The sequence below is a fragment of the Azospirillum lipoferum genome, assembly GCF_024170005.1.
GTDB lineage: Bacteria > Pseudomonadota > Alphaproteobacteria > Azospirillales > Azospirillaceae > Azospirillum > Azospirillum lipoferum.
Window position 1 is genome coordinate 1 of sequence record NZ_JALJXJ010000018.1, and the last position, 21,511, is coordinate 21,511.

The window sequence follows — 21,511 nt, forward strand, 5'->3', positions numbered from 1 at the left end:
CGAACTCGGCCGTGAAAAGCCTCCGCGCCAATGGTACTGCGTCTTAAGACGTGGGAGAGTAGGTCGCCGCCAGGTCACTCAGTCTCAAGAGACGCCCTAAACAAAGCACAAGCTTGCATCGTCATCAGCTATACCGAAACGCCCCGGCTCACAAAAGCCGGGGCGTTTCGGTGTTTGGAGTGGATCATCGCAATTCGAAAGCAAGCGGCGGAGTGTGCCGGCCGGCCCAGTGGTCCAGATTGCTCCCTCATCACACCACGGAACCTGTAAGGTTCGTGCAGGGAGAGGGACATATGACAGTCGCACTCGACACTGCCGCGCATGACGCCATCGATCTGGAGACGGACCGCTGGGCGGCTTTGCGCCGCCGTGATCCGGCCGCCGACGGGCGCTTCGTCTATGCGGTCCGCAGCACCGGCGTCTATTGCCGGCCAAGCTGCGCGGCGCGGGCGGCACGGCCGGAGAATGTCGTTTTCTACGCCACCAACGCCGAGGCCGAGCAGGCAGGCTTCCGACCTTGCAAGCGCTGCCGGCCGGATGAGCCGAGCCAGACAGACCGGCGGGCCGAGGCCGTCGCTTCCGCCTGCCGTCTGATCGAGGCGGCGGAGGAAGCGCCGCAGCTGGAGGAGCTTGCCGCGACGGCGGGGATGAGCCCGCACCACTTTCACCGCATTTTCAAACAGGTGACCGGCGTCACCCCGCGCGCCTATGTCCAGGCCCATCGTGCCGCCCGCGTCGCCGATGCCCTTAAACAGGCTGGCAGCGTGACCGAAGCGATCTATGAGGCCGGCTATGGTTCGTCCGGACGGTTCTATGAGACCGCCGCGGCGCGGCTGGGGATGACGCCCACCAGCTACCGCAAGGGCGGAATGGGTGAGACCATCCGTTTTGCGGTCGGGGTCTGTTCGCTCGGTTCGATTCTGGTGGCGACGACGGACCGCGGGGTGTGTGCGATCCTGCTGGGCGACGACCCGGACATGCTGCTCCGCGATTTGCAGGACCGCTTCCCAAAGGCGGATCTGATCGGTGGCGATTCAGGTTTCGAGGCGATCGTGGCTCAGGTCGTGGGCCTCGTCGAAGCACCGGGAACGGGGCTTGCCCTGCCGCTGGACATCGGCGGCACGGCTTTCCAGCAGCGGGTATGGCAGGCGCTGCGTGCCATTCCGGCCGGCAGGACCGCCAGCTATGCCGAGATTGCCAATGCCATCGGCGAGCCGGCGGCGGTGCGGGCGGTGGCGCGGGCCTGTGGAGCCAATCCATTGGCAGTGGCGATCCCCTGCCATCGGGTGTTGCGGTCCGACGGCGGCCTGTCCGGCTACCGCTGGGGCGTCGAGCGCAAACGCGATCTGCTGGACCGCGAGCGCAAGGAGGCGGCGCAGTGACCGTGGTCGAGGATCTGGACTGGACGCATATCGAGGCGGAACTGGAATCGGTCGGCCATGCCGTCGCGGGGCCTCTGCTGGATGCGGAAAGCTGCAAAGCGTTGGCGGGGCTTTATGAGCAGAACATCCCCTTCCGCAGCCGGGTGGTGATGGAGCGCCACGGCTTCGGCAAGGGCGAGTACAAATACTTCAATCACCCGCTGCCCGATCCGATCACGGCCTTGCGCGGGCCGCTCTACCGGCGGCTGGCGCCGCTCGCCAACCGTTGGGCGGCGGCGATGGGACTCGACACCCGCTATCCGGCAGAGCATGCCGAGTTCCTGGAGCGCTGTCATGCGGCGGGACAGATGCGTCCGACGCCGCTGCTGCTGAAATACGATCCCGGCGACTACAACTGCCTGCATCAGGATCTGTATGGCGAGACGGTGTTCCCGTTGCAGGTCGCCATCCTGCTGTCGGTACCGGGATCGGAGTTCGCCGGCGGCGAATTCGTCCTGACAGAACAGCGGCCGCGCATGCAGTCACGCGCCACTGTGGTACCGCTGGGGCTTGGGGAGGCGGTGATCTTCGCGGTGGACCAGCGCCCGGTTCAGGGCACCCGCGGCACCTACCGCGTCCGTCATCGCCATGGCGTCAGCACGGTGCGCTCGGGCGCGCGCTATACCTTGGGCATCATCTTCCACGACGCGGCGTGAGGCGTTACCCCGCCGCCGACGGCGCCCGTGATCCCATGCCGCGCGCCGGGGAATAGCCGCGCACCGCCAGAGCCGCGAACAGCAGGGTGGCGCCGGTGACGACTGCCAGCGCCAGCCCGTCGATTTGGCCATAGAGCGCGAAGCGGATCAGTTCCACCCCATGGGTGAAGGGATTGAGGCTGCACAGCCACCACAGCAGCGGTCCGGCCTCCTCCATGCGGTAGAGCGGATAGAGGGCGGAGGACAGGAAGAAGAGGGGGAAGACCACGAAGTTCATCACCCCGGCGAAATTCTCCAGCTGACGGATGGTGGAGGCCAGCACCATGCCGAGCGCCCCCAGCATCAGCCCGTTCAGCAGCAGGGCCGGCAGCACGGTCAACGGCGCCCAGGCGGGAAGGTCGATGCCATAGAGCCTGACGATCAGCAGGAAGGCCGCCACCTGGAGGATTGACACCACCACCCCGCCCAGCAGCCGCGCCACCAGCAGGAAGGCACGGGGCAACGGGCTGGTCAGCAGGATGCGCATGCTGCCCATCTCGCGGTCGTAGACCATCGACAGCGAGCCCTGCATGCCGTTGAAGAGCTGGATCATGCCGATCAGCCCCGGAACGATGTAGACCTCGTAGGGGATGTAGGTCTCGTAGGGCGGGATGATGGCGATGCCGAGCGCGGCGCGGAAGCCGGCGGCAAAGACGAACAGCCAGACCAACGGACGGACCAGCGCGCCGAGGAAGCGTTCACGCTGATGGATGAAGCGCAGCACCTCGCGTGTGACGATCCCGCGGAAGGCGATTCCCCAGATCGTGAACTGTTTACCGGTCATGCCGCGGCCTCCACTTCAGCGGTGGGGCGGGCGGCGGTCAGCCGGTCGAAGCTTTCCCCCACGGTGGCACAGCCGGTCTCGGCATTCACCATGGCCACCGGCCCGCTGGCGCGCACCCGGCCGCGGTGAAGGACCACCACATGGTCGGTCGCGGGGTCGATCTCGTCGATCAGGTGGGTGGCCCACAGCACGGCGATGCCGTCCTCCGCGCACAGGGTATGGACATGGCGGATCAGGGTGCGGCGGGCGGGGATGTCCAGCCCGACCGTGGGTTCGTCGAGCAGCAGCAGGGTCGGGCGGTGCAGCAGAGCGCGGGCGATCTCCACCCGCCGGCGGTGACCACCATTCAGGGCGCGGACCTTCTCCCCCCGACGCTCGAACAGGGACAGGCGGGTCAGTTCAATCTCGATCCGCCGGTCGGCTTCGCGCCGGCCGATTCCGTGCAGGGCCGCGAAATAGCGCAGATTCTGCAACACCGTCAGGTCGAGGTCTAGGGTCGGCTGCTGGAACACGACGCCCAGTTGGGCCAGTGCGTCGCCCGGTGCTTGCGCGATGTCGTGGTCATGGATGCGCACATGCCCGGCGGCTGGTCGCAGCAGGCCGGTGGCGAGCGCGAACAGTGTGCTTTTCCCCGCCCCGTTCGGACCGAGCAGGCATGTGAAGGCGCCGGGCATCACGCGGAAGCCGACATCCTCCAGCGCAAGGCGGCTTCCGCCATAGCCGTGGCGCAGCCCCTCGACCTCCAGTGCCGGTACCGTCATTCCGCCGTCCTTTCCCTGTACCCTCAGCCCTTGACCGCCACGCCCCAGGGGTAACGGCCGACCTTGACGGTCTTGGTCACCTTCAAGCTGTCGACATCGATCACCGACACGTCGCCGCTGACGCCGTTGGTGGTGTAGAGCATCTTCTGGTCAGGCGTCAGCGCCAGATGCCAGACGCGGCGGCCGACCAGCAGGTAATCCTTCACCTCGAAGGTCTTGGCGTCCACCACCGCGACATGGTTGGCCGGACCCAGCGCCACGAAGGCATAGCGGCCGTCATCGGTCAGCTTGACGCCCACCGGCTGGATGCGGTCCTTGGCGACGCCCTTGATGTGGAAATCGACGACCTTCCTGACCTGACGGGTGGCGGTGTCGATGACGCTGACGGTGCCGCCGATCTCCGACGACACCCACAGCTGCGAGCCGTCCTTGGTGAACTGGGCGTAGCGCGGGCGGGGGCCGACAAGCGTGTTGTCGACCACCGCGCGCTTTTCCATGTCGATCCAGTGGACCATGCTGGTCGTCTCGGAGGTGTTGACGCCCCAGCGGCCGTCGGGGCTGACGTCCATCCCCTCCGGCTCCACCCCGACATCGACCTGGAAGGCGACCTTGCGGGTCGGCACGTCGACCACGGTGACGATGTTGCTGTCCTCGTTGGCGATGATCAGGCTCTTGCCGTCGGGGCTGAGGGCGAACTGCTCGGGATCCTCGCCGGAGGGAAGGTTGTGGACGACCGTCTTGCTGGCGAGGTCGAAAACCTGCACCGTGTGGTCGTCGCTGGCGCAGATGAACAGCTGGGTACCGTCCCTGGACAGGGTGATGCCGCGCGGGCGCTTGCCGACCTTGATCGTGTCGGTGACTGCCATGGTCTTGCCGTCGATCACCGACAGCGTGTTGTCCTTCTCGTTCGACACATAGATGGTCTGGGCCGAGGCGGCCGACGCCAGAAGGATGGTTGCCGAGGCAGCAACCAGGGCGGCCCGGGAAATGCCAGTGGTTTTGCCGGTGAAGCGGGCGGCGGTCATGGCGTGGTCTTTCCTCGCGTCTTGCAGAGCGTTTCCGGTTGGTCGTAGCCCAAGCTGTCCAGTTCGGTGCGCGGATGCAGGAAACCTTCCTGCGGCGACACTGATACCAGCGAGCGGTCGGCGGCCAGCAGCACCGGCTGGCGCAGCTGGCCGTCCCAGGGGCGCAGGCTGAGCGGTGCGCCGCGGAAGGCGGACATGGTGAAGTCGGGCGACTGGATGAAGGCGATCAGGCGGTCGGGATCAGCGGTTCGGGCACGGGCGGCGGCTTCGCCGACGACGCGGACGGCGGTCCAGTCATTGTGGTCGCGCGCCGTCATCGGGCGCTTGGCCGACGCCTTGAAGCGGGACTGCAGCTGTGCGGCACCCCATTGTTCGTGGGTGCGGTGCCAGACGGTGGGGACCAGCCCCTGGGTGCCGGCGACCGGGCGGGGATCGGCGGTGCGGTAGGACAGGTAATCGCCGAACTCCCCGACCTCGTCGGCGACGACCAGCACGTCGTAGGCCTTGGTCTGGGTGAAGACCGGGATTTCGGATTCGGCGGTGCGGTTGACGTCGCTTTCGGCGGTCCAGTCCTTCTCCGCCACGATCTGGGCGCCGAAGCGCTTGGCGGCGCGGCGGACGGCATCGGCATACAGCTTGTCCTCCGGCCGGCGGCCGGTGACCAGGAACCAGCGCGGCCAGCGCTTCTTCACCAGATACTGGCCCAGCGCGTCGGCCAGCATCGCCCGGCTGGGCGCGACATGGACGAGGTTGGGCGCGCAGGCGCCGCCGCGCAGGGCATCGTCGGGGGCGGTGGCGTTCAGCAGCAGCAGGTTGCGCGCCTCCGGCAGTTTCGACAGTGCCTCCACCGTGGCGCCGGGGGCGTCGACGATGACGAAGCGGTCGCCGCGGCCGGCCAGTTCGCGCAGGGCCGCGGCGGCGTCGCCGTCCGGCGGCACCTCCACGCTGTCGAGCAGGAAGGACTGCTTGAGGAACCTGCCGGTCGTGTTGTTGTCGGCGATGGCGAGCGTGGCGCCGGCCAGCCCGTCATCGGCCGCCGGTTCGTCCGGGTTGGCGACGGAGGGCGGCGGTTCGGGCGTCTGCGAGAGGAAGCCGATGCGGATCTCGCCCACCGCTTCGGCGGCAGTACCGGCGCCCGGCGTCGCGGCCAGCAGGATGGCGCTAAGGGCTGCCAGCGATACGCTGTGAAGAAGGCGGGGCAGGCGGGGCTTCGTCATCGTATCCGTCGGGATGCCAACAGTTTGGAGAGCAGCCTATCGGGCGAACCCCGGCGGCGGAATGCGACTATGGAAGCATGGACAGGGAAGGGAGGGGTGAAGGCGGCGATCCGCCAGGGTACCGGTCGGGGAGAGGTGCCTCTTGTACGAAAGTCCAATTATTGGCGTGGCGGAGCGATGGCTATCCTGGGCGGCCGTTATCTGACGAATCCACCACTGCCGGAACCTGTCATGGCGTTTGTGACCCGCCGCCGATTCCTGTCCGGACTGGCCGCCAGCTGCGCGTCCACTGGGATCGCGTCCACGCTTGGCGTCCGACAGGCCGCAGCCCGGCCGCTGGACGAGGTGATGGAGCGCGGGCGGCTGCGCGTGGCGGTCTATCGTGAGTTTCCGCCCTTCTCCTTCCAGCGCGACGGTGCTCTGGTCGGCATCGACGTCGATCTGGCGCGGGCGATCGCGGGAAAGCTGGGCGTCAAGGCCGACATCTACGAGCAGATTCCCGGAGAGACGGTGTCGGACGACCTGCGTGTCGCGGTGTGGCGCGGCAGCCTGTTCGGTGGCGAGCTGGCCGACATCATGATGCACATCCCCTATGACAAGCGCTTCGGGCTGATGAACCCGGAAGCTGTGCTGTTCGGCCCCTATCATCAGGAGGTCTTCGCGCTCGCCCGCGACCCGCAGCGGGTGCGCAACGCCGTGCTGGCGACGCTGCCTGACGAGCCGATCGCGGTGGAGATCGACAGCGTGCCCGACTTCTTCCTGCTGGGTTTGCAGGGCGGACGGCTGCGCAGCCGCATCATCCATTGTCCGACGCCCGAGGCCGCCATCGCGAAGCTGACCTCCGGCGAGGCCGCGGCGGTGCTGGCGCCGCTGAGCCAGGTGCAGGCGGCGCTGGGTGCGAAGATGGAGCAGTTCCCGGTCACCACCGTCACCCTGCCGGGCATGATGACCTCCAGTTGGAACATCGGCATGGCGACGAAGGAGAACTCCCGCGATCTCGCCTACAGCATCGGCGACGCGGTGACGGCGCTGACCGAGGACGGCACGATGGCGAAGATCTTCGCCGCCTATGGCGTCACCCACACGCCGCCGCCGCTGGTGGAGTGAACCGGGAACAAGCGGACGGGTCGGCGGTCGGGAGGGGATAGATGAGATACGCGTGGCGCCAGATGGGACTCACCGGTGCGATGCTTGTCATCGCCGGTCCCGGTTTTGCTGCAAGCTCTCCGTCCGACCCGCTGAACTCCGTGATGTGGGAGGTGCTGCGCGACCAGTATTTCGCCGGTGCGCCGGTCGTGTTCGACGATGCGGTGAAGGTCACCGCCCCCGCGGCGGCGGAGGATACCCGCGCGGTGCCGCTCTCCGTCGACGCCACGGCGCTGGGGCGGGTGGTGGAGATGGTGGCGATCGCCGACCTCAATCCCTTTCCGCTGGTGCTGCGCTACCATCCCGGCACGGCGGCTCCCTATATCGCCACCCGCATCAAGATTCAGCAGGCAACCGCCGTGCGCGGTGCGGCGCGGACCGCTGACGGGGTTTGGCATGTCTCCGGCGTGATGGTCGATGCGGCGGGCGGTGGATGCAGCGCTCCGCCGGCGTCCTACGCCCAGAAGGATTGGGCCGACCATGTCGGCGAGGTGCAGGCGCGGCTGTGGCCGGCAGCGGAGGACGGGGTGGCGCGGCTGCGGCTGCGCATCCGCCATCCCAACGACACCGGACTGGTCGACGGCATTCCGGCCTATTTCGTCGAGACTTTGCAGGTGGATGCGCAGACCCCCGGCGGCTCGCCCACACTGGCGCGGATCGACAGCCTGGAACCGGTGTCGGAAAATCCGGTCTATTCGCTGGACCTCCGTCCGCCGCCGGACGCCACGGCGCTGATTCTGCGTGGGCGGGACAATCAGGGCGGCGAGATCCGCGCGACCATCCCGATGCCGCCGCCGGGCGCCAAACCGGCAATGTCGCTGAAACCAGCCGGCCAGTCCTGGAGCGTCGGGCAATGAGCAGGACGTTCTTGCGCCGGCTGATGTTCTCCGCAGTTCTGGCTGCTGGTGTGATGGCGGCCGGTGTGATGGCTGGTAGTGCGGCGCAGGCCGCCGGGCCGCTGACCTATGATCTGAAGCCGACGCGGATCGCCCCCGACACCTATGTCTTCGAAGGCTCGACCAAGCATTTCACCCGCGCCAATGGCGGCAACATCCTGAATTCCGGCTTCATCGTCACGGCCGACGGGGTGATCGTCATCCAGACCGGGCCGTCCCGCCGCTATGGCGAGGAGATGCGCACGGCCATCCGCAAGGTCACCGAAAAGCCGATCCGCAAGGTCTTCATCAGCAACCTGCATCCCGATTACTGGCTGGGCTCCCAGGCCTTCGCCGATGTGCCCATTGCGGCGCTGCCCGGCACCATCGCCGGCATCCAGGAGGAAGGGAACGGCATCGCCGAGAACATGTACCGGCTGGTCGGCGACTGGATGCGCGGGACCGAGGTGACGGTGCCGACCGAGCCGGTCTATGGATCGACGGTGAAGTTCGGCGACCACCGCCTGCGGCTGATCCCGCTGAGTGGCCACACCGCCGCCGACCTGATGATCCTGGACGAATCGACTGGTGTTCTGTTCGCCGGCGGCGTCATCTTCTGCGACCGCACCCCGACCACGCCGCACGCCACCGTCGCCGACTGGCTGAAGGAACTGGACGCGGTCGATGCGCTGGACATCCGGCTGCTGGTGCCCAACCACGGGCACATCCGCCCCGACAAGGCCTGCGTCGCCCAGACCCGCGACTGGCTGACCTGGCTGGACGGCACGCTGCGCCACGCCGTGGAGTCCGGACTGGACATGGCCGAAGCGCTGGAGCTGCCGATTCCCGAGCGGTTCCAAGTGCTTGATGTGCTGCGTGAAGAGTATCGCCGCTCCGTCGCCCATCTCTGGCCGAAGATCGAGCAGGCAAGTCTGCCGCGGGTCAATTGACGGATTGGTGACGCAGAGGGGAACTGACGCTTACGCCTGCTACTATCCGACAATTTACCCGACCGATCATCCGTCTACACTGCCGAATATCGTAGAGCGACGCGACCCATTCGGTCGCCAAAAGCTTGAAAAAGCCGCCCTGACTCCGTTCGCCCGCCGGACCCGCCCGTCCAGCGGCAACGGGCGGGTCTTGCCCGGGCGGTGCCGTCATCATCAGTTTTGGGAGGCAACCGCACATGAAGCGCCTGGTTACAAGTCTCGCCCTGGCAGCCTCGCTGACCGCGTTCAGCGCCACCGGCGTCCTCGCCGCCGATGGCCCCTCCAGCGACGATCTGCTGAAGAGCGCCACCAACACCGAAGCGGTCCTGACCTATGGCATGGGGCCGCAGGCCCAGCGCTTCAGCCCGCTGACCGACCTGAACGCCGACACCGTCAAGAAGCTGGTCCCGGTCTGGTCCTTCTCCTTCGGCGGCGAGAAGCAGCGCGGCCAGGAAGCCCAGCCCATCATTTATGACGGCACCATCTACGTCACCGGTTCCTATTCCCGCCTCTATGCGGTCGATGCCCGCACCGGCCACAAGAAGTGGGAATACAACCACCGGCTGCCCGATGGCATCATGCCCTGCTGCGACGTGGTGAACCGCGGTGCTGCGATCTACAAGGACAAGATCTATTTCGCCACGCTGGACGCCCGCCTCGTCGCGCTGAACCGCGAGACCGGCAAGGTGGTGTGGAACAAGAAGCTGCAGGAATACAAGGAAGGCTATTCCAACACCGCCGCCCCGCTGATCATTGACGGCAAGATCATCACCGGCAATTCCGGCGGCGAGTTCGGCGTGATCGGCATGGTCGAGGCCCGCGATGCCGAGACGGGCGAGCTGGTGTGGCAGCGCCCGACCATCGAAGGCAACATGGGCACGTTGAACGGCAAGGACTCGACCGTCACCGGCAAGACCAATGCCAGCTGGCCGGGCGACATGTACAAGACCGGCGGCGGCGCCACCTGGCTGGGTGGCACCTACGACCCGGAAACCAAGACGCTGTTCTTCGGCACCGGCAACCCGGCGCCCTGGAACTCGCACCTGCGTCCGGGCGACAACCTCTACACCTCCTCCACGCTGGCCATCAATCCGGACAACGGCGAGATCAAGTGGCACTACCAGACCACGCCGCATGACGGCTGGGACTTCGACGGCGTGAACGAGTTCGTGTCCTTCGACCTGAAGAAGGACGGCAAGGTGGTCAAGGCCGGCGGCAAGGCCGACCGCAACGGCTTCTTCTACGTCATCGACCGCACCAACGGTAAGCTGATCAACGCCTCGCCCTTCGTCACCAAGATCACCTGGGCCAAGGGCATCGACATCGAGACGGGCCGTCCGATCTACATCGACGACAACCGTCCGGGCGCTCCGACCGAAGGCGGTGGCGAAGGCAAGGGCAAGTCGGTCTTCGCGGCTCCCGCCTTCCTGGGCGCCAAGAACTGGATGCCGATGGCCTACAACCCGCAGACCGAGCTGTTCTACGTCCCGGCCAACGAGTGGGGCATGGACATCTGGAACGAGCCGATCACCTACAAGAAGGGTGCGGCCTATCTCGGCGCCGGCTTCACCATCAAGCCGCTGTATGACGATTACATCGGCGCACTGCGCGCCGTCGATCCGAAGACCGGCAAGATCGTCTGGGAATACAAGAACCCGGCCCCGCTGTGGGGTGGTGTCCTGACCACCGCCGGCAACCTCGTCTTCACCGGCACGCCGGAAGGCTATCTGAAGGCCTTTGACGCCAAGTCCGGCCAGGAGGTCTGGAAGTTCCAGACCGGTTCCGGCGTGGTCGGCAGCCCGGTCACCTGGAAGATGGATGGCGAACAGTATGTCGCCGTCGTCTCCGGCTGGGGCGGTGCGGTGCCGCTGTGGGGCGGCGATGTCGCCAAGCTGGTGAAGGACATCAACCAGGGTGGCTCGCTCTGGGTCTTCAAGCTGCCGAAGGCCTGACCACGAGCGCGGACAAGCAGGACGGGGGCGGGCCGGAGCGATCCGGTCCGCCCGTTTCTGCGTCTGCGTGCCACATAGTCATGTTGGGCATCGTTTCGATGATGTCCTACCATAGTCCAATTATTCGCGGGTCCCACTGCTGATAACGTCTGCTCATGCGAAGCAAAAGCCGCAGGGCGGCTAGAAACAGAGGGAACGTCTTTCTCATGAATGCACGGATTGTTCGGCTTGCAGCCGCGATTGGTCTGATCGGTGCCGTTGCTCTTCCCGGTCTGGTTTTCGCCCATGGCGATGTCGTCCCGCAGCCGGTCGACACCAGCGGACTGGAGAAGCTGGGCGACAAGTGGCGGGACAGCAACCCCTACCGCGGCAACCCGCGCGCCATCGAGATCGGATCATCCGCCTTCAACCAGAACTGCGCACGCTGCCATGGTCTGGGCGCGGTGTCCGGCGGCATCGCCCCCGACCTGCGCTACCTGGAAAAGGGCGATGCCGGCGACGAGTGGTTCAAGGAGCGTGTCACCAACGGCTCGATCCGCAACGGCGTGACCTACATGCCGCAGTTCGGCGAAGCGCTGGGACAGGAAGCGCTGTGGTCGATCCGTTCCTGGCTGGAAACCGTGCACGAGGACTGACCCCTGCCGGATCCTTGGCTCCTTCCCTCCATCCCTCTCTTCCAAGGTGGTCATCCATGATTCGCAGAACCGCATCCCTGGTCGCCGTCGCGGCGGCCCTTCTGGCAGCCCCGGCCCTCGCCGCCGATCACGCCACGCCAGAACAGGCCAAGTCGCTGGTCGCCGAGGCCGTCGCCTACCTGAAGGCCAAGGGGCCGGAGGAGGCGGCAAAGGCCTTCCAGGACCCCAAGGGCAGCTTCCGCCGCGGCGAGCTGTATGTCTTCGTCTTCGACACCGACGGCCGCTACGTCGCCTCCGGCGCCAACCCGAAGCTGGCCGGGTCCGATGCCGCCCAGTTGAAGGATGCGGAAGGCAAGCCCATCGTCCAGGCGATGATCACCGAGACCAAGGACAAGCCGAACGCCGTCATCGACTATGTCTGGCTGAACCGCCAGACCAACAAGGTCGAGCACAAGCATTCCTACGTCACCCGCGATGGCCGCTACATCGTCGGGGCAGGCACCTACGATCAATGACGGTCTGATACGCCTGCCGTCAGCAGGCTCCTGAAACGGTTCCGCCCGGCTCCTGCACGAAGGTCTGCTTCGTACGGGGGCCGGGCGGAAGGCGTTTTGCGGGCAGGGGGAGGCGCGATGCCTCAGAACAGCTCCTGCGCCTCCCGCGCATAATCCAGCAGCTTTTCCACCGACCGTGCGCGGTCCGCGGTTTCGGCGAAGCGGCTGCGTGCGGCCTCCGCCGCCTGTGCCCGTGCGGCGGCATCCTGTCCAAGCGCCGCGGCGCGTTCCAGGAAGCCCGCCTCGTCGGCGACGGTCATGCCCGGACCGGCGATGCCGGCGACATCGCCCTGGGCATAGGTCACCACCGGCAGCCCGTCTGCGAGCGCGAAGGCGGCGCTGCCGCCGCCACCCTGGCGGGGCGGGTTCAGATAGACGGTCGCCACGCCATACAGGCCGCGGATGCCCTCGACATTGCCCAGTGCCTGCATCCGTGCCGCATTGCGGGCGGCGGCGATCCGGCCGGACAGTTCCGTCACCGCGCCGGCGAAGGCGACATGCCCGTCGGGCACGCGGTCGAGCAGACGGTCAAGCGTCTCCAGGAACTCCGGCCCGACCTCCTGATCCAGGCGGTTGCCGACGACGACATAAAGCGGCCCATCCGTGGACAGGCCGAAATCGGCACGGCCGCGCGTGGGACCGGCATCCGGCAGGGTCCAGCCGAAGGAGAAGGGACGAAAGCGCGTCCGCGCCTCCTCGGGCCAGCCGGCGGCGTTGTCCTCCGGTGCGTAGCCCAGCAGAAGTGTGGCGAGCGAGGGAGGCAGGCCGCTGGAGGTCGGCAGGAACACCACCGGCCGGCTGCGGGCGAACAGGTCGGCCACCGTGTTGGAGCCGCCGAAGGCGACGATCACGTCCGGATCGAACCGCTCCACCGCATCGACGATGGCGGTCAGCTTCTCCTCGTCGAAACGCGGCTGCGGGAAGGACAGCATGCGGACCTTGGCGCCGTACGCGGCGATGGTCTGTTCGCCGTCATATTCTTCCGTGACGTTGTAGCTGTATTCGGGAACGAAGCCGTTCTCGCCTTCCACCGCCATGGCGTTGGGGTTGACGATCAGGACCTCGCAGCCATGCTCGTCCTGCAGCCGGCGGGCATAGTCGAAGGCGTCGGCGGTCGGCTGGTGCCCTTCGCCCAGCATCTGGTTGGTGATCAGCGCCACCCGCTTCACCGTGGCGCGCCGCGCCGCCCGGCGCAGGTGGGTGTCCAGGCCATAGCGCCGGGCCGTTTCCTCGACCAGCAGGCGGTAGAAGCGGCGGAACTCGCCCTGGGTGAAGGCGCCGACGTCGCCCTTGCGCGCGTCGCCCTGGAACAGCCGCATGGCGATGCCCCAATAGGCGTAATGCATCGACGGGATGGAGAAGCGCAGCGGGTCGTCCAGCGCCGTGTTCACCAGATTGCGGTAATAGGCGACGTCGCCGGTCAGCAGGAACAGCAGCGACTGGCGCCGCATCACGTCGCCCATGGTGTAGCGGGCATCGACCTCCGCGGCGGCGGCGGCACGGATGTCGTCGTCGTAGCGGCGGATCAGGTTGGCCAGCGCGCCGACATTGCCCCAGCCCTCCCCCTCGTTGGTCAGCAGGGTCAGGGCGCGGGCGAAGCTGAGCGCCGCCTCGCGATGGCGGCCGGAAGCGTGCAGGGCGTGGCCCAGATTGGCGTGGAACAGCGGGGAGCCGTCGTCGCCGGCGACGGCCTGGGCGATTCGGTCGACCGCCTCGTCCGCCCGGCCGGATTGCAGCGCGATTACCCCCAGCAGGTGCAGGGCGTCCGGATGGCCGGGCGAAGCGTCCAGCACGTCGCGGTACAGCCGCTCGGCTTCCGCGGTGCGGCCGGCGCGGTGGTGTTCCGTGGCGACGGCCAACGTCTGCTCGATCTGGTCCATGATGCACGTCCTTGCTGTCCGGGGCGGCCCCGTCTCCCGGCGACCGTCGTCCCATGCTGTTTACCCTGTTTTAGGGAACACGCGATCAACTTTCCGCATGCATGGAATTACGACCATCCGGGGAGACCGTGGCCGCGGCGTCATCCCCCGACCGACAACAGCCGTCACCGCCGTCCTGGCACGGTGTCTTTTCCGGGCTTTGCTTGCCATCACCGGGATGGCCGGTGCAGGTGCGGCCCTGGCGATGGAGACAGGCTCCGGTGGTCCATCCATCGCCATCAGCCTTGCAGACCGCCGTCTCTACCTGACCGATACGGACGGCGGCACCCGCAGCTTTCCGGTGGCCATCGGCCGCCCCGGCGTGCCGATCCCCGTCGGCGACAGCAGCATCCAGCGCAAGCGTCGCGACCCGACATGGCGGCCGACCGCCAACCAGCGGCGCGACAACCCCGCCCTGCCGCGGGCGGTGCCGCCGGGGCCGAACAACCCGCTGGGCAAGTTCGCGCTCGACCTCGGCTGGCCGGCCATCGCCATCCATGGCACCAACGATCCGGAGTCGATCGGCACGCGGGCCAGCGGCGGCTGCTTCCGCATGCTGCCCGAGGACATCGAAGCCGTCTTCACGGCGGCTGAGGTCGGCATGCCGGTGCGGGTGGCGCGGGACTCCCTGAGCGGAGGCGCGCCGGAGCGACCGGCTTCACAGCCGGTCAAGACAGTCCCGGTTGCAGTGCCGGCCGCGGTCAAAACTGCGCCGTCCTCGCCACCGCCGCAGCCTGCCGTCCCCGTGCCCCCGGTCGCCATCGCCCCGCCGGTCCCGTCGCCGGCGCCGGTCGCCGATCCGCGCTGCGCCACGGTGACGGCGCCGCTGCGGCGGATGATCTGCGACGTCCCGGCGCTCGCCCTTCTCGACGGCCGTGCCCGCGGAGCGCAGGAGCGGTTCCTGGCCGGCATCGACGATCCGGCGGCCCGCGCCGCCGCGGCCTATGAGCTGATTCAGGAAGAGCGGCGCTTTCACGAGCGGATCGCAGCGCTCTGCTGGATTCGCAGCGGGACCGAGGGCGATCCGGCGGTGGCTGCCGCGGCGCAGTCCTGCCTGACGACGGCTCTCGACCGCCGGTTGAGCGACGTGGCGGAGCGGATCGCAACCTTGCGCGGCGGCACCCGGATGGCTGGGCGGCCATAGCGGGAACGGACGAATCGCGTTGCCGGCGGTCGTTCTGGCTTGCCTGCATCCCCCTTGGACTGCTAACCCGCAGAACCCAACCGTTCGGACAATCCGCCGCCCATGCCGATCGACTATTATCTGAACATCGCGGCTTCCGGCCTGCTGACCGGCCTGGTCTATGGGCTGGCGGCGCTGGGGCTATCGGTTATCTTCGGCGTTGTGCGCGTCGTCAACTTCGCCCATGGCGAGATGATGGTGGCGGGCATGTACGGCGCCGTGCTGCTGGGCGGCTGGATCGGGCTGGACCCGTTGCTGTCGGCCCCGGTCATGGCGGCGCTGCTGTTCGCCTGCGGCTGGCTGCTTCAGCGCGGGCTGGTGAACAAGTTCGTCGAGCGGCCGGAGCACATGCAGTTCATCCTGCTGCTGGGCATCGCCACCATCCTGGTCAACGCCATGCTGATGCTGTTCGGTCCGGACGCCCGCAACGTCCAGGTGCCCTACAGCTTCGACACGGTGGAGATCGGCTCGATGCTGCTGGATGCGGTGCGGCTGCGCGCCGGGGCGGCGGCCATCGTGGTGGCGGCGGCGCTGTTCGCCTTCTTCCGTTTCAGCCGCACCGGCAAGGCCATCCGCGCCTGTGCCGATAACCCGCTGGGCGCCCGCGTGGTCGGGCTGAACATCGACGGGCTCTATGCGCTGACCTTCGGCATCGGCGCCGCGGTGGTCGGGGTGGCCGGCGCGCTGATGACGCTGCTGGTCGATGCCCGGCCGCAGCTGGCGCCGGAATACACGCTGCTCAGCTTCATCATCGTCATCGTCGGCGGGCTGGGCAGCCTGCCCGGTGCGCTGCTGGGCGGCGTGCTGATCGGCATGTCGGAAGCGCTGGCCGGCTTCCTGCTGACGCCGTCCCTGAAATCCCTGTTCAGCTACGGGGTGCTGATCGTGGTTCTGCTGCTGCGCCCGCAAGGGCTGTTGGGGAAGCGGTCATGAGCGGGCCTTCCAGAATGATGCCTTCGGGGGTTACCGGGCGCGGGATGATGCTGCTGGTGCTGGCGGCGCTGGGGCTGGTTATCGCGCCCTTCGTCGCCGACCGCTATCTGGTGTCGGTGCTGACCACGGTGCTGTGGTTCGCCTATGTCGGACAGGCCTGGAACGTGATGATGGGCTTTTCCGGCCTGCTGTCGCTGGGCCATGCGCTGTATGTCGGCCTCGGCGCCTATGTCAGCGCCGCGCTGTTCGTCCATTTCGGCATCGGCCCCTGGGCCGGCATGGTTCTGGCGATGCTGGTCGCGGTGGTGGCCGGCTGCGTCATCGGCTTCCTGGGCTTCCGCTTCGGGGTGAAGGGCGTGCATTTCGCCCTGCTGACCATCGCCTTCGCCGAGGTGGCGCGCATCGGCTTCGACCACATCACCTGGGTCGGCGGGTCGGGCGGCTTCTTCCTGCCGGTGGAGGCGGGGGCGAGCGATCCGCTGAACCTGCGCGGCTCGCCGGTGCTGTTCTATTACGTGGCCCTGGCGCTGGTCGTCGGCGCGCTGTTCCTGTCGCGCGCCCTGCTGCACAGCCGCCTGGGCTACCAGTGGCTGGCCGTGCGTGAGGAGCCGGACGCGGCGGAGGCGTCGGGCGTCGATCTGTTCCGCGCCCGCATGACGGCGGTGGCGGTGTCGTCCGCCCTGACCGCGCTGGGTGGTGTGTTCCAGGCCTTCTATTTCAACAACCTGTTCCCGGAGCAGGTCTTCTCAATGGGCCGCTCCATCGAGATCATCCTGCCGGCCATCGTCGGCGGCATCGGCACGCTGGTTGGGCCGATCCTGGGTGCTTTTATCCTGACTCCGCTGGGCGAGGCGCTGACCTTCCTGATCGAGGCTGGCGGGCTGGATCTGCCCGGCCTGAAGCAATTGTTCTACGGCGCGGCGCTGGTGGTGATCGTGGTGTTCCGGCCGGAGGGCGTTTGGCCCTGGCTGGCCCGCCGCCTGGGTCTTGTCCGTCAACCGGGGGAGGGCGCCTGAGATGGCCGCATTGCTGGAGGTCGAGCGCCTGTCCAAGCGGTTCCGCGGGCTGAAGGCTGTGTCGGAGGTGAGCTTCTCCGTGCCGGAGGGGCGCATCCTGGCATTGATCGGCCCGAACGGGGCTGGCAAGACCACCACCTTCAACCTGATCGCCGGGGTCTTTCCGCCGGACGAGGGCAGGGTGACGCTGAAGGGCCGCAACCTGACCGGTCTGAAGCCCAATCAGGTCTGCACCGCCGGGATCGGCCGCACCTTCCAGATCGTCAAGCCCTTCGGCCAGTTGACGGTGGAGGACAATGTCGTGGTCGGCGCGCTGGCCCGCGAACGGTCGGTGGAGGCGGCGCGAGTGCAGGCCCGCGCCGTGCTGGAGCGGCTGGAGCTGGCCGATCAGGCCAACCGTCCGGCGCGCAGCCTGACCCTGCCCGACCGCAAGCGGCTGGAGGTCGCCCGCGCGCTGGCGACCCGTCCGACCCTGCTGCTGCTCGACGAGGTGCTGGCGGGGCTCCGCCCGACCGAGGTCGACCGCATGGTCGAGGTCCTGCGCGACCTGAACCGGCGAGAAGGGCTGACCATCCTGATGATCGAGCATGTCATGCGCGCGGTGATGGCGCTGTCCGACCGCGTGGTGGTGCTGGACCATGGCGAGAAGATCGCCGACGGCGCCCCGGCGGAGGTCGTCGCCGACCCCCGCGTCGTCGAATCCTACCTGGGCGCCGAAGCGTTGGAGTGAGCGGCTTCCCCCTCAGTTGCTGAGGTTGGCCGGGTTCTCACGGTAGGTGACGGAGGCGACCTCGGCGGCCAGGGGATGGCCGGGATAGGTGAAGCGGCGCAGCCATTCGGTGTCGCCCGACGCGCTCCAGAAGCGCAGCATCAGGCGGCCGGGCATGCGCGGCAACTCATCCGGCTTCCCGGACACCTGATGGACCGGCTTGCCGTCGACGGTCCAGACGATGCCATCGGGCTTCCAGTCGAAGCCGTAACTATGGACGCCCTTGGCGGCGTCGAAGCCCAGATCGACCACGGTGTTGCGGTGCCCGGTGCCGTTGACGACGTAGCTGATCTCCAGCTTGGTGGTGTCCTTGCCGGCGATCCCCATGGTGATCTCGTCCCACGGATCGCCGAAGGGCGGGCCGGTATAGTGGGAGACCGAGGTCATCACCCCATCGGCCTTCACCGCCTTCAGCGACACCGTGTAGGCGCCGTAGCCGTAGAAGCGGTGGGTCGAGTATTCGCCGCAGGAATAGCGGTCGCCGCCGGAGATGCGGTCGCTGACCGACAGGGAGAGGTGGCCCTTCTCGGCGGTGACATTGGCGCGGCTCCAGGTGCAGTTCATGTGCCCGCCGGACTTCCAGCCGTCCGACCGCTGCCAGCGCGAGGTCTCGAAGGACCCGCCGGTCTCGCTGAAGCTGCCGCCGATATGGCTGAACAGCGATTCCGCCAGTGCCGGTGCGCTGCCGAAGACAAGGGGGCTGCTCAGAAAGGCCGCCAGTCCCGCACCGATCAAGACCGCTGTCCGCCCACGCTTTCCTGTGGCGTCTCTCCGCATGGCTGTTCCTCCCGCTGCAACGGGCCTGCCCGCAAGATCGGTCGGCCCCCACCCCGATATCGCGAGGGCGGTGCGGGGCGGCAACGGCGCGGCCGGGGTGCGACAGGCGCTTGCCCGGCGTACCTCAGCCGATAACCAAAACGAAAGAGGCAGGTCAGACGTCGGTGACGCCACTCTTGGGGATGCGCACGTCGCGGTGGACGGACATGCTCAGAAGCAGGCCGACGCCGATCATCAGCGTCATCATCGCCGATCCGCCATAGGACACCAGAGGCAGCGGAATGCCGACGACGGGGATCAGACCCATCACCATCGCCACGTTGACGAAGACGTAGAGGAAGAACTGCGCGGTCATGCCGACGGCGACCAGCCGGCCGAACTGGCTGCGGCTGTTCAGCGCGATCACCCAGCCATAGATGAACAGCAGGACGTAGAGCGCCAGCAGCGTGGCGGCGCCGACCATGCCGAACTCCTCCGCCAGGACGACGAAGATGAAATCGGTGTGCTTTTCCGGCAGGAACATCAGCTGGCTCTGCGAGCCGGACATGAAGCCCTTGCCGAACAGCCCACCCGACCCCAGCGCGATCTTCGACTGCAGGATGTTGTAGCCGGCGCCGAGCGGATCGGTTTCCGGTTCGAGGAAGGTGTAGACGCGCTGCTTCTGGTAGTCGTGCAGGAACTCCCAGGCGATGGGGATGGCGCTGAGGCCGCCGCCGATCACCAGCAGGAACTTCCAAACCCGGACGCCGGCGGCGAAGAAGATGGCGCCGCTGCCCATGATCAGCAGCAGCGAGGTGCCGAGATTGGGCTGGAGCAGCACGAAGGCAACCGGGGTGAAGACCAGCAGCAGCGGCGGGATCAGCAGAAGGGGCCGGCCGATCTGATCCAGCGTCACCCCATGGAAATAGCGGGCCAGCGCCAGCGTCAGCGCCGGCTTCATCAGCTCCGACGGCTGGAGCTGGAAAAAGCCGAGGTCGATCCAGCGCTGGGCGCCCATGCCGATGCGGCCCATCAGCTCCACCGCGATCAGCAGGCAGAGCACCATGAAGAAGATGACATAGGCCGATTTCATCAGGTGGCGGATGTCGACCAGCGCGATGCCCAGCATCAGGACCAGGCCGGGGATGGCGCGGACCAGTTGCGGCTGCGCCCAGGGTTTCCAATGGCCCCCGGCGGCCGAATAGAGCAGCCCGACGCCGACCCCGGTGATCGTGCAGATCAGCAGGACCAGCCCCCAGTTGATGAGCCTGAACTTCGTGCCGAGCGTCAGCTGCGACCGCTGCGGCTCCAGGCTGCCGGAGCCGAGATGGGAAAGAACCACGACCTTACGCCGATGTTGCCGGAAGGGACGAAGCCGGATCGGATCCGGCAAGCCGGCCCCGGACTATCGACCGGAGTAAACCGGCCGGCGGGGACCGGCGCGGATAATGCGGCAAGCGGCCCCGCTGGTAAAGGCGGCCGTGCGCCATTCCCCGTGGAGCCGATTTTTCTAACCGGCTCCGCCCGTCCGAATTCCCGCCGGTCAGGCGTGCAACGCAGGGGTCAGCGCCAGCGGGGGGAAGAAGCGCACCTGATTGCGTCCGGCATGCTTGGCGTCGTAAAGCGCGCTGTCCGACTGGGCCATCAGGTCGGAAAACTCGCTATGCTCGCGGGTCAGGCTGACGCCGCCGATGCTGCAGGTCACCGTCACGCCGCCTTCGGCGCCAAGCGGGGCCAGCTGCCGTTCGATGGCGCTGCGCAGCCGCTCGGCCAGCAGCCGGCCGGCCTCCAGGCCCGTTTCCGGCAACAGGATGGCGAACTCCTCCCCGCCGATCCTGCCCACCGTGTCCTCGCGCCGGATCTGCCCGGCGCAGCAGTCGGCCACCGCCTGGATCACCCGGTCGCCGAACGGATGGCCGGCGCGGTCGTTGATCGATTTGAATCGGTCGATGTCGAGCACCAGCACCGTCAGGTCACGGCCATGGCGGCGGGCGCGGCGGAACTCGATCTCTCCCAGCTCGAACAGGCGGCGGCGGTTGAGGCTGCCGGTCAGCCCGTCGGTGTGGGCAAGCTTCGCCAGTTCGCGGTTGAACTCGTCGCTGGCCATCAGGACGTAGTTGATCGCCCCTATGACCGTACCCAGCATCGATAATTGGAAAGTGACCCGCTCCACCCGGTCGTCGATCATGTAGGCGGCCGGCATTTCCCCCTGAACCAAGCCCGCACCCATGCGGACCAGATACACCATGGCCAATGTGGCCGACAGCAACCCGGTGACATAGTGAGGGATGCCGCGACCCTCGTAACGAACCAGCACCTCGAAGGCGATGACAAGCAATACGGCAAAGGTCGCGAAGCTGGTCAGGATGCGAATACAGGATATGCCGCCGCCGGCTAGCAGCAGCAGAAAGCAGGCCAGGGCCACGGCCAGTCCGGCCGCCGCCGGGATCAGGAGCCTGACCGGCCGGTTCTGAAGGTGGCGGACGCTGGTGTAGTTCATCGTCAAACCGGCGATCCCCAACCCGTTGGCGAGCGGGACCAGCAGGTCCGGCGCCGCACCGCCGCGCAGACCTGCGATCAGGAAGCCCGTTCCCAGCAGGAATTTTCCATAGGAATAGGCGCGCAGGGAATTGCGGATGTGACGCGGATAACGGCCGGAGGCCACGACAATGGACAGACCGACCGCAAAGCCGATGACGGTGATGACCTGCGCGATGAAGGTCGTCTCGAAATCCATCCGCAAACCCGCCACGCACCGTTACGCCGGTATGTCAACGGCACGCTATACGAAGCCTTGACCGGTGACAAGCCGAAGGGGGCGAAGTTTGTGTCAGGAATTCTGACTATTGGATCTCGATTGTCCCTGGCGCCAACTGCAAGT

At 67.3% G+C, this 21,511-nt stretch carries 20 protein-coding genes and 1 rRNA gene; 13 read left to right on the forward strand and 8 right to left on the reverse strand.

Features of this window, described 5'->3' with window-relative positions:
• The 3 genes from rrf to J2848_RS30195 all read left to right on the forward strand — a co-directional run.
• Positions 1–75, forward strand: a 5S ribosomal RNA gene (gene rrf, locus J2848_RS36310); the annotation flags it as partial.
• Positions 76–293: 218 nt separating this feature from the next.
• A complete protein-coding gene (gene ada / locus J2848_RS30190; RefSeq protein WP_149234314.1) occupies positions 294–1,382 on the forward strand; it encodes a bifunctional DNA-binding transcriptional regulator/O6-methylguanine-DNA methyltransferase Ada in 1,089 nt (362 codons plus the stop codon).
• Complete coding sequence (locus J2848_RS30195; protein ID WP_149234313.1) at positions 1,379–2,077, forward strand: 2OG-Fe(II) oxygenase; 699 nt, start codon at positions 1,379–1,381, stop codon at positions 2,075–2,077. The genes ada and J2848_RS30195 overlap by 4 nt, the downstream gene beginning before the upstream one ends.
• Positions 2,078–2,081: 4 nt before the next feature.
• Here the strand turns inward: J2848_RS30195 and J2848_RS30200 are convergent, their stop codons facing one another.
• Genes J2848_RS30200 through J2848_RS30215 form a run of 4 tightly spaced genes read right to left on the reverse strand, consistent with a single transcriptional unit; the run spans position 2,082 to position 5,903 of the window.
• Positions 2,082–2,900, reverse strand: a complete 819-nt coding sequence (locus J2848_RS30200; RefSeq protein ID WP_149234312.1) for an ABC transporter permease — start codon at positions 2,898–2,900, stop codon at positions 2,082–2,084.
• The gene (locus tag J2848_RS30205) at positions 2,897–3,661 is read right to left on the reverse strand and encodes an ABC transporter ATP-binding protein (protein ID WP_149234311.1); all 765 of its coding nucleotides are present in this window, start codon (positions 3,659–3,661) and stop codon (positions 2,897–2,899) included. Before J2848_RS30205 ends, J2848_RS30200 begins: the two co-directional genes overlap by 4 nt.
• Positions 3,662–3,684: 23 nt before the next feature.
• A complete protein-coding gene (locus J2848_RS30210; protein WP_149234310.1) occupies positions 3,685–4,686 on the reverse strand; it encodes a YVTN family beta-propeller repeat protein in 1,002 nt (333 codons plus the stop codon).
• A complete protein-coding gene (locus J2848_RS30215; protein WP_149234309.1) occupies positions 4,683–5,903 on the reverse strand; it encodes an ABC transporter substrate-binding protein in 1,221 nt (406 codons plus the stop codon). Before J2848_RS30215 ends, J2848_RS30210 begins: the two co-directional genes overlap by 4 nt.
• Positions 5,904–6,134: 231 nt before the next feature.
• On the opposite strand from J2848_RS30215, the gene J2848_RS30220 reads away from it, so the two are divergent.
• The 6 genes from J2848_RS30220 (at position 6,135) to J2848_RS30245 (ending at position 12,015) form a co-directional block, all read left to right on the forward strand.
• The gene (locus J2848_RS30220) at positions 6,135–7,010 is read left to right on the forward strand and encodes a transporter substrate-binding domain-containing protein (RefSeq protein WP_149234308.1); all 876 of its coding nucleotides are present in this window, start codon (positions 6,135–6,137) and stop codon (positions 7,008–7,010) included.
• A gap of 41 nt (positions 7,011–7,051) precedes the next feature.
• The gene (locus tag J2848_RS30225) at positions 7,052–7,906 is read left to right on the forward strand and encodes a quinoprotein dehydrogenase-associated SoxYZ-like carrier (protein ID WP_149234307.1); all 855 of its coding nucleotides are present in this window, start codon (positions 7,052–7,054) and stop codon (positions 7,904–7,906) included.
• Positions 7,903–8,874 (forward strand): quinoprotein relay system zinc metallohydrolase 1, encoded by a 972-nt coding sequence (locus tag J2848_RS30230; protein WP_211103296.1) that lies wholly within the window; start codon positions 7,903–7,905, stop codon positions 8,872–8,874. The genes J2848_RS30225 and J2848_RS30230 overlap by 4 nt, the downstream gene beginning before the upstream one ends.
• A gap of 236 nt (positions 8,875–9,110) precedes the next feature.
• Positions 9,111–10,865: a methanol/ethanol family PQQ-dependent dehydrogenase gene (locus J2848_RS30235; RefSeq protein ID WP_149234306.1), complete on the forward strand. Its 1,755-nt coding sequence runs from the start codon at positions 9,111–9,113 to the stop codon at positions 10,863–10,865.
• Between the two features lie 206 nt (positions 10,866–11,071).
• Positions 11,072–11,500, forward strand: coding sequence for a cytochrome c-550 PedF (gene pedF / locus J2848_RS30240; RefSeq protein WP_211103295.1), 429 nt, complete (start codon positions 11,072–11,074; stop codon positions 11,498–11,500).
• 56 nt (positions 11,501–11,556) lie between these two features.
• A complete protein-coding gene (locus J2848_RS30245) occupies positions 11,557–12,015 on the forward strand; it encodes a cache domain-containing protein (RefSeq protein ID WP_149234305.1) in 459 nt (152 codons plus the stop codon).
• Positions 12,016–12,137: 122 nt separating this feature from the next.
• On the opposite strand, the gene J2848_RS30250 is transcribed toward J2848_RS30245, so the two are convergent.
• Positions 12,138–13,934 carry a tetratricopeptide repeat protein gene (locus tag J2848_RS30250; RefSeq protein ID WP_149234304.1) on the reverse strand — a complete coding sequence of 599 codons (1,797 nt, stop codon included), beginning with the start codon at positions 13,932–13,934 and terminating at the stop codon, positions 12,138–12,140.
• A gap of 244 nt (positions 13,935–14,178) precedes the next feature.
• On the opposite strand from J2848_RS30250, the gene J2848_RS30255 reads away from it, so the two are divergent.
• From J2848_RS30255 to J2848_RS30270, 4 genes are all read left to right on the forward strand, one after another.
• Positions 14,179–15,117: a L,D-transpeptidase gene (locus J2848_RS30255; protein ID WP_246194265.1), complete on the forward strand. Its 939-nt coding sequence runs from the start codon at positions 14,179–14,181 to the stop codon at positions 15,115–15,117.
• Positions 15,118–15,219: 102 nt separating this feature from the next.
• Positions 15,220–16,089 (forward strand): branched-chain amino acid ABC transporter permease, encoded by an 870-nt coding sequence (locus tag J2848_RS30260; protein ID WP_149234302.1) that lies wholly within the window; start codon positions 15,220–15,222, stop codon positions 16,087–16,089.
• A complete protein-coding gene (locus J2848_RS30265; protein ID WP_149234301.1) occupies positions 16,086–17,105 on the forward strand; it encodes a branched-chain amino acid ABC transporter permease in 1,020 nt (339 codons plus the stop codon). Before J2848_RS30260 ends, J2848_RS30265 begins: the two co-directional genes overlap by 4 nt.
• A gap of 1 nt (position 17,106) precedes the next feature.
• A complete protein-coding gene (locus J2848_RS30270) occupies positions 17,107–17,835 on the forward strand; it encodes an ABC transporter ATP-binding protein (RefSeq protein ID WP_149234300.1) in 729 nt (242 codons plus the stop codon).
• A 12-nt stretch (positions 17,836–17,847) separates the two neighbouring features.
• Here J2848_RS30270 and J2848_RS30275 read toward each other — a convergent pair whose 3' ends face one another.
• The 3 genes from J2848_RS30275 to J2848_RS30285 form a co-directional block, all read right to left on the reverse strand.
• A complete protein-coding gene (locus J2848_RS30275) occupies positions 17,848–18,609 on the reverse strand; it encodes a family 16 glycosylhydrolase (protein ID WP_246194263.1) in 762 nt (253 codons plus the stop codon).
• A 196-nt stretch (positions 18,610–18,805) separates the two neighbouring features.
• Positions 18,806–19,972, reverse strand: a complete 1,167-nt coding sequence (gene rodA, locus J2848_RS30280) for a rod shape-determining protein RodA (RefSeq protein ID WP_149234298.1) — start codon at positions 19,970–19,972, stop codon at positions 18,806–18,808.
• 201 nt (positions 19,973–20,173) lie between these two features.
• Complete coding sequence (locus tag J2848_RS30285) at positions 20,174–21,367, reverse strand: GGDEF domain-containing protein (protein WP_149234297.1); 1,194 nt, start codon at positions 21,365–21,367, stop codon at positions 20,174–20,176.
• Positions 21,368–21,511 lie beyond the last annotated feature (144 nt).